Source organism: Shewanella sp. 10N.286.54.B9 (assembly GCF_041468565.1).
Classification (GTDB): Bacteria; Pseudomonadota; Gammaproteobacteria; order Enterobacterales; family Shewanellaceae; genus Shewanella.
In genome coordinates, this window is sequence record NZ_JBFRIY010000047.1 from 36,392 (window position 1) to 54,575 (window position 18,184).

The following is an 18,184-nucleotide window of genomic DNA, read 5'->3' on the forward strand; positions in this document are numbered from 1 at the left end:
CTTCATTCTTGACGATTAAGCTGAGCGATGTGGGTGGGCTCAATGATCTTTGTGTCGATCATTGGTTCTAGGAGCGAAGAAGCGGCATGCGCGTATTAATGCTTATGCCGCTATATGTTGTAGCTAAATTGATTTTCTTACTTGGTAACCCATCGAACTGACGATTTGGCACATATAGGTATCAATATGTTTAAAAAACATATGCCAGCCTTGGCAAAGATAATTATGACCCATTTCACCGTCAAAAGAGCGTACAAAACGATTCTTAGGACACTCGCCAAAACAGGCAAATTTGTAGTCACAGTTTTGGCACTGCTTGGTCAGGCTGCGGCTTTTTGCAAAGCCAAAATCTTGTTGTTTTGCTGAGAAAGCCATTTGATCAAGTGGTTTCTGGTGAATATTGCCTATTTTGTACTCTGGATAAACGTAATGATCGCAGGCAAAGACATCGCCGTTTGGTTCCATTGCTAAGCCTTTACCGCACAAAGAACCTAATGTGCATAATGGATTGGTTCTCCCCATCCAGGTTTCAACACAGGCTTCAAAATATTGTACATTGACTCGCCCAAGGTCATGCTGAATCCATTCATCAAATACAGTACATAAGAATTTTCCCCAGCCTTCGCTGGAGACAGACCAAGGTGTAACCACTGAGCCTAATTCACCTGGTTGTGCTTGCTTACTGCCTAAAATTGGTAGCTGCTCTTTCTGCCAATGATGCGGTGCTGTTTCCCTAAATGTTTCAGGCTCTGCAATTGGAATAAATTGAATTTGAGGTGAGCGAACTTCATCACGCAAAAACCTATAGATCGCTAATGGGTTCTGGCTAGTCAGTTTATTAATACATGTCAGCGTAGCAAAATTGACGTTATGTTTGTGCAATAGCGCTATTCCTGCCATGACTTGTTTAAAGGTACCACGACCTGCTCGGTTTTTACGGTATGCATTGTGGTACATTTCTGGCCCATCAATGCTTAAACCAACTAGAAAATTATGCTTGGACAGGAAGTAACACCATGCATCAGTCAGCAAGGTACCATTAGTTTGTAAGTCATTCGCAATAATGACATCTTTAGGTGCATACTTTTGCTGTAGACGAACCACTTCTTTAAAATAGTCAAGCCCAAGCATGGTTGGTTCACCGCCTTGCCAAGTGAAGATGATCTCAGGCGTGTTTTGTTGTTCAATATATTGTTTGATGTAAGACTCAAGCTCCGCGAAAGGCATCTCTGGACTGCAACCCTTTTTATATTCAAGTAGGTCTTGTTTACTTAAGTAATAGCAATAAGTGCAGTCGATATTACATGCGGCGCCGATAGGCTTACTCATCACATGAAATCGTTTACTTGCTTTGCCATTATGTAAATTGACTTTGATAGGTTGCATCACTAACTCCTTAGGAACTTTTTTAGTGTTCATAAATAAACATCAGTGATTATAAAGCGAAAGCTAATCTACCCTTGTGAATCGTGGCCCATTACGATGAAAACAGGTGTTTTTACCAGCGAATGCTTGGTCGTTCTCGTTTAAAAAAAAGCCAGCGACAAGCTGACTTTTTTGTTTTTTCAAAAGACTGCGACTAGAATTGCTGGTTGTACTCTAAACGAAAGTCACCGTCGCTGAAATTGTTCTGTGTGGTGTTATACCAAAGACGAAAGTTCTGCTTGGGAGTCATCTGCCAGCTCAAAACAAACTCATGGGTCAAACCGTCACTACCACGTAGATTATCAGTGTAGAGCTGATCACCAAAAATAGCTTGAGTATAAACAGGGTTGTAGTTGGCCCATACCGTATCGGTTAGCTGAAACTTGTTATACAAGGTGAAACTAGCAAACGCAAAGTCAGAATGTAGACCGGTGGATTCACCATCTGTTGAACGCATTGAGCCATCATTGTACTGCACACCAGCGGCGATAATAGGGAATGCCTGCCAAAAACCGACTTTAGGTAAAGCTTGGATCATGCCGATGGACGCTGTTCCTGAGTTGGTGTCGAAATTATGAATAACATCCATTGAGATCCCACGGCCGTTTGTCATATCAACATCGAACTTTCTAAAGCGGAGCTCGGAGATCCCGTCATTGGCCATGTCAGGATTCATTGCACTTGAGCCATCATCTTTAGTGTGTTCACCAAACATGCTTTTAACTTCAAAAAGAATCATCGACATATCTGTAGCTGATCCTGTATCAAGTGTTTTACCTAACTTTAAGTTAACACCATTTGTACCGTATGAACCGCCGACTTGGGTATATACCGCTAGGGGGTCAGACATATCTTGGACTTCTTTGCTGTGTTCAGCCACAGCGGCACTTGGCAGCAAAGATAACGCGATAGCGGTCAATAATGTATTTCGGATTTCCATTCTGTTCACCCATTGATAAAACTTGATTTGGGTGAATAGTAAAAGGGAAGAGAAAACTGGAACACTCGCAATTATCCCAGTTTTACTTATATTGTTAACCTTAAGCCGATTTACTGTTGAAAACGGCGCTTAAGTTGCTCGATAGCATCAGCGGGTACGCGAGTTGATAGCTCTTGTAAGCATTGTTTAGCTTGTGGGCTATTATTGCTAAGCATCAATTCACATAAAGCATATAAGTACTGCGGATTGCCGCTGACTTGGTAGGCTTTGTCAAAAGCCGTTCCCGCTTTCGATACAGAAATTGGTGTTATTGCGATAGCATAAACATACCAAAAACGACCGTTATTAGGTTCAAGCTCTGTGGCCTTAACTAAATATTCCATCGCAGTGTCTGTCTGCTTCGCTCGTAACAGTGCCAGTGCCATACTGAACTGAAGTGTTCCTGAAGTCGGTTGAGCTCTAATACCTTGTTTAAGGGTTTCCATCGCTTTTTGGTCTTTGCCTTGTCCTCGAAAGAGATCGGCTAGGTTAATATAGGCCGCAGCATAGTTTGCTTGTACTGCAATGGCAGCGTTATATTCAGCTATCGCTTGCTCTACTTTGCCCTGATTAGCGTAAAGGTGGCCGAGATTCGTTCTGGCAAAGCCTCTATCGCCATTAAATTTCAATATTTCTATATACTCGGCCAAGGAAGACTCTAATTGCCGCCGCTGTTCTGGGCTCAACTCTGGCCAGAATCCCGCTAAAGCGCCAGCAGCTTGGCTGCGCACCATAAGTACTTTGTCATTGAGTAAGGGCGCTAGCATGCGCCATCTGTCAGCAATGGGGTAGGGAGCACTTCCTTGAATAGTGGCAAGTCTAAGCATTGGTTCGTCGTGACGGGTCGCCCTCGCTATAGCTACAACGCCGTTACGGCTGGGATACTGTTGCAGGCGCTCAATGGCTGCGGCACGAATAATTGCAGCTTGCTGATGGTCTTGTGCAATATAAGATAGTTGGTCTGCAGCCGCTGGCATTCCAGCACGAGCCCCAGCGAATGCACTGCTAAAATGTTTTGCATCATAGGTGTTTAGACTGGGGTACCAGCGCGTCGTTGTTTCGACGGCCCATGCTATGTCTTTATCTATATGGCACTGATTGCAGGCATTGGGCGTTCCTATGCGCTGCGAGTTGGCCGGTATAGGAATACTAAAGCTATGATCACGCCTTTTATCAATCTGCATATAGGTTGTTTGCGGCATATGGCAATTAACGCATTGTGCACCACTACTGTTTGCCGAATGCTGATGGTGTTCACTGGTGTCGAATTTTGCAGGGCTGTGGCATTGACTACAGAGTGCATTCTCAGGCAAAACCAATTTGGTTGAGTGAGGATTATGGCAATTACTGCATACCACACCGTTATGGTGCATTTTTGATTGTAAAAAAGAACCGTAAACGTAATCTTCATCGAAAACCTGCCCATCGTCATAGTAGAGTTCTTGGCCAATGAGGTTTAACTGGTAACGATCTCCAAAGTCACTGTTAACTAGAGGGTTGCTATCACTTATTTGTAAGCGGCGGCTATGGCATTGTGCACAAGTTTGCAGTTGATCACTGTGCCCTTTATTGACGGGCATTGCTGTATTGGCGTTTTTATTTGTTGCTTGAGTGCTCGTTTGCCAAGTCCACTGTGAAATGGGCTTAGTTAAATCTCTGTTGAAGCCTTTGTTTTGATCTTTATTATCTTTTGCTAGGTCTCCGTTAGCTACCCAGGATAGATGTTTACTCGCCGCGCCATGGCAGGCTTCACAGCCGACATTGATTTCTGAGAATGTCGTATCAAAACGGTTTTTTTCAAAATCATAGTTCTTTTTTACATTGGTTGAGTGGCAATCTGCACACATGAAGTTCCAATTTTGACCGACATTTTGCCAGAAAAAATCATCATGCTTAGCACTGTTATCTGGATAGAGGTGAAACCATTTTTGGCCACCTTCAATTTTAGGACGGTTGTCCCAAGCAAACGGAATAAGCTGGATTCGACCATCTTCAAACTCGACCATATATTGCTGTAATGGTGAAATCCCGAAGGTGTAACTAATTTTAAAGTCACTAAATTGGCCACTGCCATCTTCAATATTTACCCAATATTCTTCGCCTTTACGAAAAAATCGGTTTGGTTTACCCAAATAAATAAAACTGGTATTAAAGTCAGCGGCAACTGATGATGTTGTCGCATGCTTCATTGCCATATCGTGATCAGAGCCGGTCCACTGTTCAAACTCTTGTTGATGGCATTGCTGACATTCAAAAGAGCCAACAAATTCAGTAGCAACTGCTGGCTGAGTCACCAATAGCCCTGTTAGTGACATCGCTATTAAGCGGATTTTGGGCTGCCATAGAGTAACTACTAATTGTTGTAAGCGTTTAATAATAATGTCCCTTCTGAAGATTTCCGTATCTAAGTGTGCTTTTATACCAAACCACGAGAAAGTGCATACTGAATAAGCTCTGCACTCGTCTTGGCTTCAATGAGCTTCATGATTGAATACTTGTGAAACTCTACGGTTCTTGGAGAAATAAACAGTTCATCGGCAACCTGTTTTGCTGATTTACCTTGCACTAACAAACGTAATACACTCAGCTGTCTTGCTGAAAGACTCGGCGCAGTGTCTTGTACTTGTACTGATTTAGATAAGTACTGTTTGCCAGCTAACACACAATTTACAGCATCGACAAGATCATCAGTTGCTTCATGCTTGAGCACATAACCTAATGCTCCAGCAGCAATCGCCCCTTCTGCATATTCCTGTTCATCGTGCATGGTCAAGCAGATAACTCTCAAATCTTTCTTAATTCGTTTGAGTGCTGCTACAGCAGCAATACCGGTCATACCCGGCATACTAATATCGGTGATAACGAGTTCAGGGTCGTGCTTTTTGACCAGTTCAATGAGTTCCTCACCATCTTTTGCAATTGCTAATATCTGGTGCTCAGCTTTTAATAAACCGGCTATACCTTGAGCAACGATTAAGTGGTCGTCTGCGATTATAATTCTACTCATAGTGTTCCTTTATTGCTGGAATAGTGATGTTAACTTCAAAGCCACCACCTTCTGGGCTGGTAAATTCGGCGCTACCACTTAATAGTTGTGCTCTTTCTCGAATGCTAACTAAACCTATACTACCTTTACTTTTTTCGAGTGTATCTTTGCAGCCAATCCCATCATCTAAGATCTGCAGAGCTAAACTATTGTCTACAATCTCTAATGAAATGAAAACAGCAGAAGCTTGAGAATGTTTAATCACGTTGTTTAATGATTCTTGTAATATTCGATAAAGGTTAAGCGATACTTCCTTTTTCAATGATGGAATGTAACCAAACATGGTTTGTAGCTCTAATGCCTTTACTTCGGTGATGCGCCTAGCTTCAGACTTTAAAGCAGCAATCAGCCCGAGATCTTCAAGCATAGCAGGGTGTAATGAGCGTGATAGCGCCTGCATATCTTTTGCTATTTGCTGAATATTGACGTGTAGCTCTTTTGCTTCTGGTTTAACACTTTCACGTACTATACCAAATACGTTATTTGCTTTAATGGTGAGTAGGGCGAGTCGCTGCGAAAAATTATCGTGTAATTCCCGGGATAGCAGGCGCCGCTCGCTTTCTTGATTTTCCATCAAGTGACGCGATAGTGATTCAAGCTCTTTATTCTTGGTTTGCAGTGATAACCAAAAGTGGTAGCGCTCGTAGGACGCGGCCAGCACTTGGCCGAGTGTTTTAATTCGTTCAAGTAATATTGGGCACCAGTCAGAATGCTCTTTATAACGACTGCACGCAATTGCACCCCAAATACGATCTTTAACTTTAATTGGGATCACTGCATGGGCAATAACGCCTTCCATATTGGCGAGTCTAATTTCGCTTTTAGTGAAAACGTCCTCGATTGAACCTGAGTGTACAATCATCTCGCCTAAAGATATTTTGTCTAAATAGGGACTATTAAACCCAACTCCAACCATTTTTGTTGGTGTATATCCTGGTGCTGCAACGGAATAAGCCCCTTCATGTTGCTTATCTTTAGTTATCCGAACTAAAGACATTCTTTGGACATTAGCATAAGGCAAGTATTCGGAAAGACCTGCGCAGATAACATCGGGAATATTCGCCGTGTCTTCTTCTAATAAGCGATTGGAAATATCGGCAAAGAAATGTTCTGCAATTGAGATAGGTTCTACATCCATATTCAGTGCCCTGTAATCAATAGAAAGCGAATGTTTAGTTAACTTATAAATAGCGTCTTTTACTGACATTCGCTACTAAAACATAACTTTGAGAACAATAACAAGGATAATTACTAGTGCCAGGCGAAAGAGTCAATGTATTGAGATAATTGTACTTTATCTGTTTCATTTCAGAGAAAGGACTTGATGCGGCTCTCAAGTTTGTCAATCCAATAAGCAAGTTTGCTGCGAACAAGTATTTCTTCGAGGTTTTTTTATTGTGGTTTAGACGTTTAATGACGCCATCGTTTTAGTGTCACTGGTTTTTAGCTCGTTTAATTACCGTGATTGAAAAAGATCTAACCAAGGGGAATGAAATGTCCAAAATACTATCTAAAGTTGCATTAGGCGTAGGTATAGCTGCTACCGCTTCATCTGCAATGGCTGCCACAGATCCAGAGCGTCCAAACATTCTAGTTATTTGGGGTGATGATATTGGTTACTACAATATCAGCGCGTACAACCAAGGCATGATGGGCTACCAAACACCTAACCTTGACCGTATCGCAAACGAAGGTGCTCTATTTACTGACCACTATGCACAGCAGAGTTGTACAGCGGGTCGTGCATCATTCATTACCGGTCAACATCCATTCCGTACCGGTCTTTTAACCATTGGTATGCCAGGTTCAGATAGCGGGATCCCTGATTGGGCACCAACTATTGCTGATGCACTTAAAGATAAAGGCTACACAACTGGTCAGTTTGGTAAAAACCACTTGGGTGACCAAGATAAGCATTTACCTACCGCACATGGCTTCGATGAATTCTTTGGCAACCTCTATCACTTAAATGCTGAAGAAGAGCCAGAGACATATTACTACCCGAAAGATCCTGAGTTTAAAAAGAAGTATGGTCCACGTGGTGTAATCCATTCTTATGCAGATGGTCGTATCGAAGATACTGGCCCTATGACGCGTAAACGTATGGAAACTGCAGATGATGAGTTTGTTGGTGCATCAATTAAATTCATGACAAAAGCTGTCAAAGCAGACAAGCCATTTTTTGCTTGGGTGAATGCATCAAGAATGCACGTACATACACGTCTACAAGAGAAGTACGATGGTATTACTGGTATCGGTCTCTACCCTGATGGAATGATTGAACATGACGATCATGTAGGATTGTTACTTGATACGCTAGATGAATTGAAAATTGCTGATAACACAATCGTTGTCTATTCAACGGATAACGGTGCAGAAAAATTCACATGGCCTGACGGTGGGACATCACCATTCCACGGTGAAAAAGGGACTACGTTTGAAGGTGGTATGCGTGTACCTCAGCTTGTTCGCTGGCCTGGTGTGATTGAGCCTGGTACAAAAATCAATGCGATGATGTCACATGAAGATTGGATGCCAACATTGCTAGCGGCAACGGGTGAAGATTCGCTTGTTGAAGATTTAAAACAGGGCAGCAACTTTAACGGTAAAGATTGGCGTGTACATTTAGATGGCAGCAACTTTATGCCTTTCTTTAAGGGTGAAGTAGAACAAGGTCCACGCACAAGTAAGATGTACTTCAGTGCAAACGGTGAGCTAAATGCTGTACGTTGGAATGACTGGAAAGCGTCATTTGCGATGATGGACGGTGACATGCAGTCAGCGGTGCGTAATGTACCAGCTTGGGCTTCTCTGACTAACCTACGTGCCGATCCTTTCGAAATAGCAGCTAAAGAGTCTGGTATGTATGTACGTTGGATGATTGATAACATGTGGTTGTTTGTACCAATGTCTCAAGAAGTGGGTAAGTTCCTCGGTACAATCGAAGACTATCCATTCCAGCCAGGTGCAGGCTTTAGTGCAGCGGGTATTAACTATAACACCCTGAAAATGCAGAAAGTATTAAAGGCTCTTGAAGCACAGCAAAACTAAATAAAGACTGTAATATTTAACGATTTCCATCGTTAGCAAGGCCCCTAGGTTATGTAATCTAGGGGCTTTTTTGCATTGAACTAGTAGTTCTCCGAGGCGTTATATATCGGTTACAGGTATACAATTTAAGCTATATTTTAACCGTTGGAGTCGTTATGCGCCTTAATTTAATTCCTACAACTATGTTGTTACTGGTTCTCTTGCAAGGATGTGCTGTCTCAATAGATGAGCATCTTAATATTGAACTAAAACAACAACTCCTGTCAGAAATGGTTTGGGTTGAAGGCGGGTCATTTAGTATGGGGAGCGCTTGTGGAACAGGCACTATTAGTGAGTGTCCAGCACGTGAGGTATCAGTCGATGGCTTTTATATTGCTCAATATGAAGTCACTCAAGCTTTATTCGATTCAGTATTGAGTGGAGCAACTCCGTATTTTGCTGGACCCAATATGCCAATGAATAATCTAAGCTGGCAACAAGCAAAGTACTTTATTAGCCAATTAAATTTACAAACGGGTTTACAGTTTAGACTGCCAACCGAAGCTGAGTGGGAGTTCGCAGCTAAAGGTGGATTGAAGAGTAAAGGCTACCGCTATAGCGGATCAGACGATATCGATACAGTCGGGTGGTATGTTGGAAACTCTGGCAATAAAGCACATGCTGTCGGTCTTAAAAAGCCTAATGAGTTAGGGATTTACGATATGACGGGTAACGTCGGAGAGATGGTAGAGGATGCATTCGATACAGATTATTATCGCCACGGACCTTCTCACAACCCTGTCAATTCTATTCAGTCTACTCACCATCTCTCATATAAATCTGTTCGCGGAGGTAGCTTGGCCTATGACACCGATGAGTCTGCAAATTATTCTAGAGATTCTGCAAGTCAAAGTGCGGTAATGCCAGATATAGGTCTGCGTTTAGTATTACCCGCAAACTGAGTTTCAACATCTATAAATCTATTGAAAATGCCGCTAACAGCGGCATTTTCATTTTTGTTAAGTGGCTCATATCTCAACGCTATAAGTACTAAAACTAGCAAATCTCCGAGTCTTCTTTCAGTTCGTTAACAGTGATAATGGCACCATCATTTTTAGTAACAACATTCGAGATTAATTAATGAAATTTCTACTTAAACCTTTAGCAGTAGCTATCGCTTTAGTGTCAACTCCAAGCTTTGCTGCAGGCACCATTTTAGGCGAATTAGGCAGTTTAAACGCGAGTACTGCAGGTGCCGGTAGTGCGGCAATTTCAGAAGGTGCAGAGAGTGCTTTTTCAAACCCTGCAGCAATGAGTCTCGTTGAAAAGTCAACTTTAACAGGTAGCCTGCAAGCGTTTGACCTAAATATTGAATACCAAGATAGCGGATCTTATGGCAACTTTGGTGGCGGAACTGACGGTGGCAATGCAGGTAGTGTCACACCGCTTGGATCTGTGTATTGGGTTAACCCACTAAGCGACAAATGGGCATTTGGTTTAGCGCTAGCTTCCCAAGGTGGGGCATCTGTAGATTATGGTGATGATTGGCGTGGGGCAAGCCTTATTAGTTCTATCGATTTGGTGACTGTGCAAGTCAATGCCTCTGTGTCCTATAAATTAAATGATCAATGGGCAGTGGGTATTGGCTTGGTTTCTGAATATGCATCTCTAGTGCAAACCCAACAGTTCACTCCAAACATTGGTGCTGAATATGAAGCAGGTTCTGTAGAATTTGGCGTTAACCTCGGGCTGCATTACAGCATCAATGAAGATCACATGTTGGGTTTAACGGTTCGCTCTGGCCTTGACCACACCCTAGAAGGCGACGTAAATCTCGACCGCAATGGTAATGGTGGTATTTATGATGCGAGTTTGGGGCTGGTGTCACCTGCAATTGTAAAGCTCAGTGGTTACCATGGTCTGACTGACAAGTTTGCTTTGTTATGGTCTTTAGATTGGCAAGATTGGAGTAAAAACCAATCAAGTGTGTTGATTTTGGATGATTCTGGTCGTCAAGTAAACGTCGACAGAAACTGGGACGATACTTATAGCGCTTCATTAGGGATGCACTATCAGTTGACTAATCAGTGGCGTTTAGAGTTTGGCGTCGGTTACGAATCATCACCGCTTAGCGATTCATTCGATGACGCTTTTAACCAGTATCCCGATCTACCTGTAGATCAAATTATCCGCATTGGTACTGGCGCTACCTATCAAGTGTCTGACGATTTCTCGGTCAACTTTTTTGTTGAATATCTTGACTTAGGTTCACCTGAGATCAGCTATGACGGTATTGCAGATAGTCGTTTGCAAGGTAGCTATAACAATGATGCCGCCATTGCCGGGATCAGCATGAATTGGGTGTTCTAGTCTACTTTACTGAATGGCTTTAGTCTGGAGTGATCGCTTTTATACAGCTTTACTAATTGTGCTGTAATCCACATAGATGACTTGAAAACTACCACATTTGCCAAAAAACCTTTACAGTAATTTTAAGCTTAGTCTTTACCGACTAAGCTTTTTTATTGCCTACAACAAAGTTAATTTAGGCTAATGCGACAAAAACTCTAAAAATAGTTGGGTAGTGTATGCGAATAGAAGATCTAAAATTATTTACTATCGTTGTGAAATTGGGCAGTTTTACTGCAGCGGCTAATGCCTTAGATCTACCGCGAGCCAATGTTAGCCGACGCATTGGCGAGCTAGAGAAGTCGTTAAATGCACAACTATTCTTTCGTACAACTAGGCAACTTCGTTTAACACAACACGGTGAGGCTTATTATCACGAGTTGCTCACCGTACTTGAAGGCTTTGAGCAGGCTAAAAATAAGTTGCATGATATCGATGAGAAACCGGTCGGTAAAGTTAAGGTGGGCTTTCTGCCCGAAAGTGATGAGGCGCTGCAACCCGCATTAGCAAAATTTCAGCAACTTTATCCCGATATAGAACTGGATATGCGGATCACTAATAACTATGAAACTGATATTTATGCGCTTGCGTTAGACTTTGTTATTTATGCCGGTAAGGTGCAGGACTCTGGTTTTATCGCCCGTAGAATTGTCAGTTTGGGGCGAGGTATTTATGCCAGTCCTGAATATTTAGCCAATCATGGCGAACCGCAATCATTAGCGGAACTGTCTGACCATGATGCAATTTGCTATCGTTGGCCTGACGGCAGCGTAGATAATAAATGGGACTTAATATCAGAGACCGTTCAGGTAAATAGTCGTTTCACCTGTAATCATATGGGATTTGTTAGGCGTGCGATTGTTGGTGGGCAGGGGATAGGCTTTATGCCGCCATTGTTTGCCTTAGCGGCTATTGAAGCCAAACGTATCGTCAGGATCTTACCGCAATACGAATCTAAAAAAGAGGATGTGTGGTTGATCTATCCCGATAGAAAAGGAATAAGTCTACCGACTCGATTATTGATTGACTTTTTATTACAAGAAATCCCCAAAAGAGCAGGATTGTAATGCTTTGTGAGACAGTGTAGTGCGTGAAAGGCGGATTATCTTGTAAAGTTAAACACATACACTCTCTCCCAATAGTTTCATTGGGAGAGAATCATGAATCACATACATACAAAACAGCTACTAAACAGCAAATTCGCCATCGCACCGCTAGCATTACTAATCCTTTCTGGTTGTAGCCAAGCATCAAGCCAAGCCAATATTGAACCGCAAAAAGTTGAACGCCCTGTACAAGTTATAACATTAACCGATCAGCAGCTGCAAAATTCAAAGCAGTTTACCGGCGTGTTAGAGGCTACAAAAACCGCAAGCTTATCTTTTAAAGTCCCGGGTACTATTGAAGCAATACTGGTTAAAACCGGCGATAAGGTGGATAAAGGGCAGGTTATTGCTCGGTTAGATCCCCATGACTACCAAGTTACCGTTGTTGAGCTAGAAGCAAGACTGGCTGAAGCTAATGCTGCGCATCAATTGGCAAAAGTTGAGCTTGATAGGGTAAGCCAAGCTATCGCAGATGATGCTATCTCAGAAGTTAACTTAGACAGAGCTCAAAGCGGATATCAGCGTAGTTTGGCTATGGTACAGGTAGTGACTCAGAATCTACAAAAGGCTAATGACGCGCTCGATTATACAGAGCTTAAGGCACCTTTTAATGGCGTGATCGGACTGCAAACCCAGCAAACATTTGAGCAAACGTCACCAGGCGCTGGTTTATTCTCTTTACATCAACCCAACGAGCTAAAAGCAATCATTGATGTACCCGAGAACCTAATTGGTAATTTGACCCTATCCCAACAGGCTAGCGTTACTTGGCACGGCAATAACCAGCCCATTAATGCTTATTTAACAGAGATGAACACCCTTGCCGATCCAATCAAACAAACCTACCAAGCACAGTTTGTGCTGGATAAAAACCAGCAAGGTGCATTGCCAGGAAAATCAGTTAGCGTAACCATCAACCTTAATGCTAGTACAGATACCTTTTGTGTTCCTTTAGCCTCACTAAAAGGAGAGGGTGAACTTCAAAGCGTTTACGTCATAGAGAACGAAAAGATTACCGAGCGTGTGGTTGAGGTTGAGTCTGTGCATAGCAATAGAGTGTGCATAAGTGGCGCATTGCAAGCGGGTGACACAATTGTCACAGCAGGTGTGCACTACCTTAAGCCTTTGCAAATTGTAAAGAATACCATCGCGAAGAAAGTTAGTTACTAGAGGCGTTTATGAATTTAGCAGAATTTGCAATTAGGCAACGTTTGTTCGTTATATTTTTTAGCGTGCTATGTGTGATTGTTGGGATGATCTCCTATTTTGAGCTTGGTAAGCTTGAAGACCCTTCATTTACGGTGAAAAGTGCTGTAGTGGTGACCTTGTACCCAGGTGCATCGGCAAAAGAGGTTGAGGAGCAAGTCACTGATAAAGTAGAGACAAAACTACAAGAGATGGGCGCGATGTGGAAACTACGTTCACTGTCTCGCCCTGGTAGTTCAATGATTTTTATTGATCTAAAGGAAACCACTAACTCTGATGAGTTACCTCAGCAGTGGGATCTATTACGTCGTAAAGTGAGCGATGTAAAACTGACATTGCCAGCAACAGCCCAGATCAGTGTGGTTCAAGATGAGTTTTCTGAAGTTTATGGCATGCTATTCAGTGTTTACGGTGACAACGCAGAACCAGAAGAGCTACGTCAGTATGCTAAGGAGCTCCAACGCCGCTTTAAAACAGTGGATGGTATTAAGAAAATTGAGCTGCACGGTGTGCAAAACCAAGCTATTTATGTTGATCTACCTGAAGAGCGTTTAGCTCAATATGGGATCTCTTCTGCTCAAGTGATTAATCAATTAACAACCCAAAATCTGACTTATAACAGTGGTAGTTTCGAAGCCAGTGGCGAACGTATTCGAGTTCAGCAAAGCAGCGATTTTAAATCAATTGAGGATATTAAGAATCTAACGATTAAAGGAGGGATCGGTAGTTACAGTACTGGTTTACTTCGGCTCGGAGATATTGCAGATATTAGCTTAGCCTACAAAACGCCTGCAACCAGTATAAGCCGTTACAACGGTCAAACAGCAGTCACCCTGGCTGTTAGCCCAGTCAAAGCCATCAACGTGGTTAATCTTGGCGATACAATGAGCCAAATTATTGCTGAGTATCAACAAGAGTTGCCCGTTGGTATTGAGATCGGAACCATCGCATTTCAACCAGATGAAGTTGAGAAGTCTATTGCCGATTTCGTGACTAATTTACTGGAAAGCGTGGCGATTGTATTTGCGGTTTTGCTGATTTTTATGGGCTTTAAAAGTGCCACAATCGTCGGCGGCAGCTTGCTGTTTACTATCTTGCTGACATTTATCTATATGTACGTCGCAGGCGTAGATCTTCAACGTGTTTCCCTAGGAACTTTTGTACTGGCCTTGGGTATGCTTGTTGATAATGCAATTGTTATTACCGATCTGTTTATCGTTAAGTTAAACAAAGGTGTAGAACGCACAAAAGCGGCTATCGATTCAGTTAAAGAAACCTCAAAACCGCTACTGGCAGCAACTATTATTGCCATTATGGGTTCTACTCCGGTACTTTTTTCACAGACTGATGCCGGTGAATTTGCAAGTTCAGTGTTTCTGATTATTTGCGCTTCACTACTATTTTCATGGATTGTTGCGGTCACTCTTACGCCACTTTTATGCTGGTTATGGATTAAGCCAAAGCTAAATAATGATCAACAGCAACAAAAAGTCAGTCGTTATCAGCAAGCTGTTGTTTGGACTGTGATGAATCCAGTTAAGGCTATTTCGTTAGTCGTACCGATGTTACTGGTGACTGCCCTGGCTGTTCCTTATGTTGCGGTGAATTTTATTCCAAGCTCTGACAGACCCATGGTTTTCTTAGATTACTGGCAGCCTAATGGCGGAGATATAGCTAAAACGTCATCTGACATGAAAAAAATTGAAGGTTGGTTATTACAACAACCGGAAATAAGCAGCATTTCTAGCTATGTAGGGGCGAGCGCTCCAAGGTTCTCTGTGACTGTTGAGCCTGAACCTTTTGACTCAAGTTACGGCCAGATTGTCATCAACGTTAAAGACTTTGAGGGGATAGAGCCATTAACAAAACGCGGGGAGAGTTGGTTAGCACAAAATTTTGCTAACTCTGAACCTAGATTTAGAGCGCTTAAATTAGCGACAAAAGATAAGTTCAGCATTGAGGCGCGATTTAGTGGCAAAGACCCTGAAGTCTTGCATGACTTGTCGAACCAAGCACAAGCAATCATGCAAGCTAACGCCAATACAAAATCGGTAAGAGATGATTGGCGCCAACAAAGCAAAGTGATTGAACCTGTTATTAATCAAGAGCAAGCACGCAGGGCGGGGATCAACAGAACTGATATTTCCTTAGCATTAAAGCGAGCATCGGAGGGAGTAACACTCGGGACGTTAAACCAAGGTGATCAAATGATCCCAATCAGTTTTAGGAGTGCCAACGCCGATCTCAGTTACTTAGATACTCTGCCTGTAAAGTCTTTGTTAGGTACTCATAGCGTACCGCTAGGTCAAGTGGTCGATAAATTCGAGCTTAAATCAGAAGAGAGCATGATCTGGCGTCGAAATCGAGTGCCAACCATAACAGCGCAGGCAGATGTATTTGATGCGACACCCGCTGAAGTGAGAAATCAAATTAAGGATCAGATTGAAGCAATAGCATTACCAGCGGGTTATAGCTTTGAGTGGGGCGGCGAATACTACGATGAAAATAGAGCGATTACTGACACCTTAAGTCAAATGCCAAAAGCACTATTGATGATGGTGGTTATCATGGTTGCAATGTTTAATGGCTTTAAGCAACCGATCATCATTTTAATCACGCTGCCGCTAGCTGCTATTGGTGCAACATGGACATTACTGTTGCTCGATAAGCCATTTGGTTTTATGGCGCTAATCGGCGCGGTGACGTTATCAGGAATGATCATTAAAAATGGCATAGTACTTATGGATCAAATTGAGCTCGAGCGAGCTAAGAAAATCCCATTACGAGAAGCGGTTAAGTCTGCCACGTTAAATCGAACCATGGCGATTTCAATGGGAGCATTAACTACTGCTTTAGGAATGATCCCGTTAATCAGTGACCGACTATTTGACCAAATGGCTGCCACGATCATTGGCGGACTTGCAGCGGCAACATTGTTATCACTGTTTATTATGCCAGCCTTTTATTGCCTGTTTTATAGAAACTCAGAGCAACTAGAGCAAGAAAGTAAAGCAGATGACAACAATAACGAATTGGCCTTAACGACTGCGACAGTGGAGCAAAAATAATATGAAACTTATAAAACTCGCGCCGCTAGCAATAGCAATGATGCTTTCAGGTTGCGCTGTTGGACCAGATTATACGCAGCCAACAAGCTCACTTGAAAGTGAATATCTGTATCAAGGCGTTAAAGGAACTCAAGCTGGAAAATATGCACAGCAAACAGATAATGCATGGTGGAAGAGCTTTGAAGATCCAACGCTTGATCAGCTTGTTATTGATGCACAAAATCAAGCCATTCCATTAAAAATCGCCGCGCAGCGGATCCGCATGGCACAGTCTTATCAAAGTACTATTGAGTCATTTAAGGTACCGACTGTGAATATTGGCGCGGGGTTCGGTAATTTTCAGATAAGTGAAAATGACCCATTGCTCGGTGGTGCAATCACCGCTAAACATCCTGTTAGTGGAGAAGAACTGGGGCTAGTTGACGACAATAATAGCGCTTTCTTTGCGGGTGCTACCATTGCTTGGGAAGTCGACCTTTTCGGACGAATTGATAGACAAGCCAGTGCCGCAGCTATTCGTAAAGAACAGATGGTGATTATGCGTGAAGGGTTAACTACCTTGATCACCTCTGATGTGATCCATAATTATCTGCAGATGAGAGGGGCGCAAGAGCGTAAAGAAATTGCGTTAAAAACCAGTGATGATCAAAGTAAAACTCTAGAGTTGGTTAAGTTAATGGTAAAGAGCGGTTATGGCTCAAAGCTAGACGAATCAAGAGCTAAAGCGGCACTGGCGGCGACAAAAGCTGTGATCCCACAGCTAGAAATCGCCGAAAATGTTCATTTACAGCGCTTGGCCATTTTACTGGGAGAAACACCAAAGCAGAGTCATTCTCGATTTGAGCAAGAAAAACCACTACCAAACTTTAGTGGCATCATCCCAACAGGTTTGCCTGCGGATCTGTTACAACGTCGTCCAGATATTCGCATTGCCGAGAGAGAGATGGCGGCTTTAAATGAAGAGCGTGCTGCGGCCGTTGCAGCGCAGTATCCAAAAGTGTTTTTAACGGGATCTCCAGGTGTACTGGCCAAAGATTTTGACGATCTATTTAACAGTGATTCAGTGTCTTGGCTTGGTAGTGTGGGCATCAGTTGGAATGTGTTTGATGGCGGCAGAGGCGATGCCATTGTCGAGATGCAAGAGGCGCGGTTCGACGCTAGCGTATTGAGTTACCAGCATTCAGTGATTGCAGCATTTGGAGAGGTAGAAACGTTACTTCATGGCTATGGTCAGAGCCAGCAATATGTGGCTTTGGTGAGCGAAGCATCTGCCGAAACCACTAATGCGGTTAATAAGGCTCAGTCACTTTACAAAGCTGGGCTGAGTGATTATTTATCTATTCTTGATGCACAACGCCAACAAAATATGATGCGCGATCGAGTGGTCGCCGCCAAACTTCAAACCGCCAACATGACAATAGCACTGCACAAAGCGCTAGGGGGTAATTGGCAGGTCAACGATGCGATAACCCAATGATTTAACATATATACTCGTTAAGCAGCGGGCTTAATTCAACAAAAAAGCAGCACTGAGTGCTGCTTTTTTGTTGATTCGATATCTAACTGAGCACTGGCGAGCCGGTTGGTAGCACTAAAGAAACAGCATTGGGGATGATTGACATCGTGTGTTTGTGGCTCAAAGTCGGTTCACCATCAAGGTTTACAGGTAAAGGGTGAGTCGATTCAAGTACAATACTGGTGACTTGCATCCTAGTGACATATTCACCATTAATACTGGTATCGATAAGCTCATCAATAACCTGTTTCAGCGCTGTGCTGGGAAAGTGGCTCACTAGAAATACATCGAGCAAACCATCATTCAATAGTGCATCGGGTGCGAGTTTTTGGCCACCTCCTGCTAACCGACCATTACAAACAGCACCCAATAAACCTGCTCCCTCTTGGCTAATTTGCT

Annotated in this window: 13 protein-coding genes; 7 read left to right on the forward strand and 6 right to left on the reverse strand. The window is 42.8% G+C overall.

What is annotated here, in order from left to right; translation table 11 throughout:
- Positions 1 to 123: 123 nt before the first annotated feature.
- The 5 genes from AB4135_RS16900 to AB4135_RS16920 form a co-directional block, all read right to left on the reverse strand.
- Positions 124 to 1,386, reverse strand: coding sequence for an anaerobic sulfatase maturase (locus tag AB4135_RS16900; protein WP_371994637.1), 1,263 nt, complete (start codon positions 1,384 to 1,386; stop codon positions 124 to 126).
- A 193-nt stretch (positions 1,387 to 1,579) separates the two neighbouring features.
- Positions 1,580 to 2,365, reverse strand: a complete 786-nt coding sequence (locus tag AB4135_RS16905) for a hypothetical protein (protein WP_371994638.1) — start codon at positions 2,363 to 2,365, stop codon at positions 1,580 to 1,582.
- Between the two features lie 110 nt (positions 2,366 to 2,475).
- Entirely contained in the window at positions 2,476 to 4,698 is a 2,223-nt protein-coding gene (locus AB4135_RS16910; protein WP_371994639.1) for a tetratricopeptide repeat protein, read from the reverse strand.
- Positions 4,699 to 4,820: 122 nt separating this feature from the next.
- Positions 4,821 to 5,411, reverse strand: a complete 591-nt coding sequence (locus AB4135_RS16915; protein WP_371994640.1) for a response regulator — start codon at positions 5,409 to 5,411, stop codon at positions 4,821 to 4,823.
- Positions 5,404 to 6,588 carry a GAF domain-containing sensor histidine kinase gene (locus AB4135_RS16920; protein WP_371994641.1) on the reverse strand — a complete coding sequence of 395 codons (1,185 nt, stop codon included), beginning with the start codon at positions 6,586 to 6,588 and terminating at the stop codon, positions 5,404 to 5,406. Before AB4135_RS16920 ends, AB4135_RS16915 begins: the two co-directional genes overlap by 8 nt.
- Before the next feature lie 356 nt (positions 6,589 to 6,944).
- Here AB4135_RS16920 and AB4135_RS16925 point away from each other — a divergent pair, with 356 nt between their 5' ends.
- From AB4135_RS16925 to AB4135_RS16955, 7 genes are all read left to right on the forward strand, one after another.
- A complete protein-coding gene (locus tag AB4135_RS16925; protein WP_371994642.1) occupies positions 6,945 to 8,501 on the forward strand; it encodes an arylsulfatase in 1,557 nt (518 codons plus the stop codon).
- 155 nt (positions 8,502 to 8,656) lie between these two features.
- Positions 8,657 to 9,442, forward strand: a complete 786-nt coding sequence (locus AB4135_RS16930; protein ID WP_371994643.1) for a formylglycine-generating enzyme family protein — start codon at positions 8,657 to 8,659, stop codon at positions 9,440 to 9,442.
- 178 nt (positions 9,443 to 9,620) lie between these two features.
- Complete coding sequence (locus tag AB4135_RS16935) at positions 9,621 to 10,850, forward strand: OmpP1/FadL family transporter (protein WP_371994644.1); 1,230 nt, start codon at positions 9,621 to 9,623, stop codon at positions 10,848 to 10,850.
- 218 nt (positions 10,851 to 11,068) lie between these two features.
- On the forward strand, positions 11,069 to 11,956 hold the full coding sequence (locus tag AB4135_RS16940) for a LysR family transcriptional regulator (protein ID WP_371994645.1): 888 nt from the start codon (positions 11,069 to 11,071) through the stop codon (positions 11,954 to 11,956).
- Between the two features lie 93 nt (positions 11,957 to 12,049).
- A complete protein-coding gene (locus tag AB4135_RS16945; protein ID WP_371994646.1) occupies positions 12,050 to 13,165 on the forward strand; it encodes an efflux RND transporter periplasmic adaptor subunit in 1,116 nt (371 codons plus the stop codon).
- Between the two features lie 8 nt (positions 13,166 to 13,173).
- Positions 13,174 to 16,269, forward strand: coding sequence for an efflux RND transporter permease subunit (locus AB4135_RS16950; protein ID WP_371994647.1), 3,096 nt, complete (start codon positions 13,174 to 13,176; stop codon positions 16,267 to 16,269).
- Between the two features lies 1 nt (position 16,270).
- Positions 16,271 to 17,746 carry an efflux transporter outer membrane subunit gene (locus tag AB4135_RS16955; protein ID WP_371994648.1) on the forward strand — a complete coding sequence of 492 codons (1,476 nt, stop codon included), beginning with the start codon at positions 16,271 to 16,273 and terminating at the stop codon, positions 17,744 to 17,746.
- Between the two features lie 82 nt (positions 17,747 to 17,828).
- Here the strand turns inward: AB4135_RS16955 and AB4135_RS16960 are convergent, their stop codons facing one another.
- A complete protein-coding gene (locus AB4135_RS16960) occupies positions 17,829 to 18,179 on the reverse strand; it encodes a hypothetical protein (RefSeq protein WP_371994666.1) in 351 nt (116 codons plus the stop codon).
- Between the last annotated feature and the right edge of the window lie 5 nt (positions 18,180 to 18,184).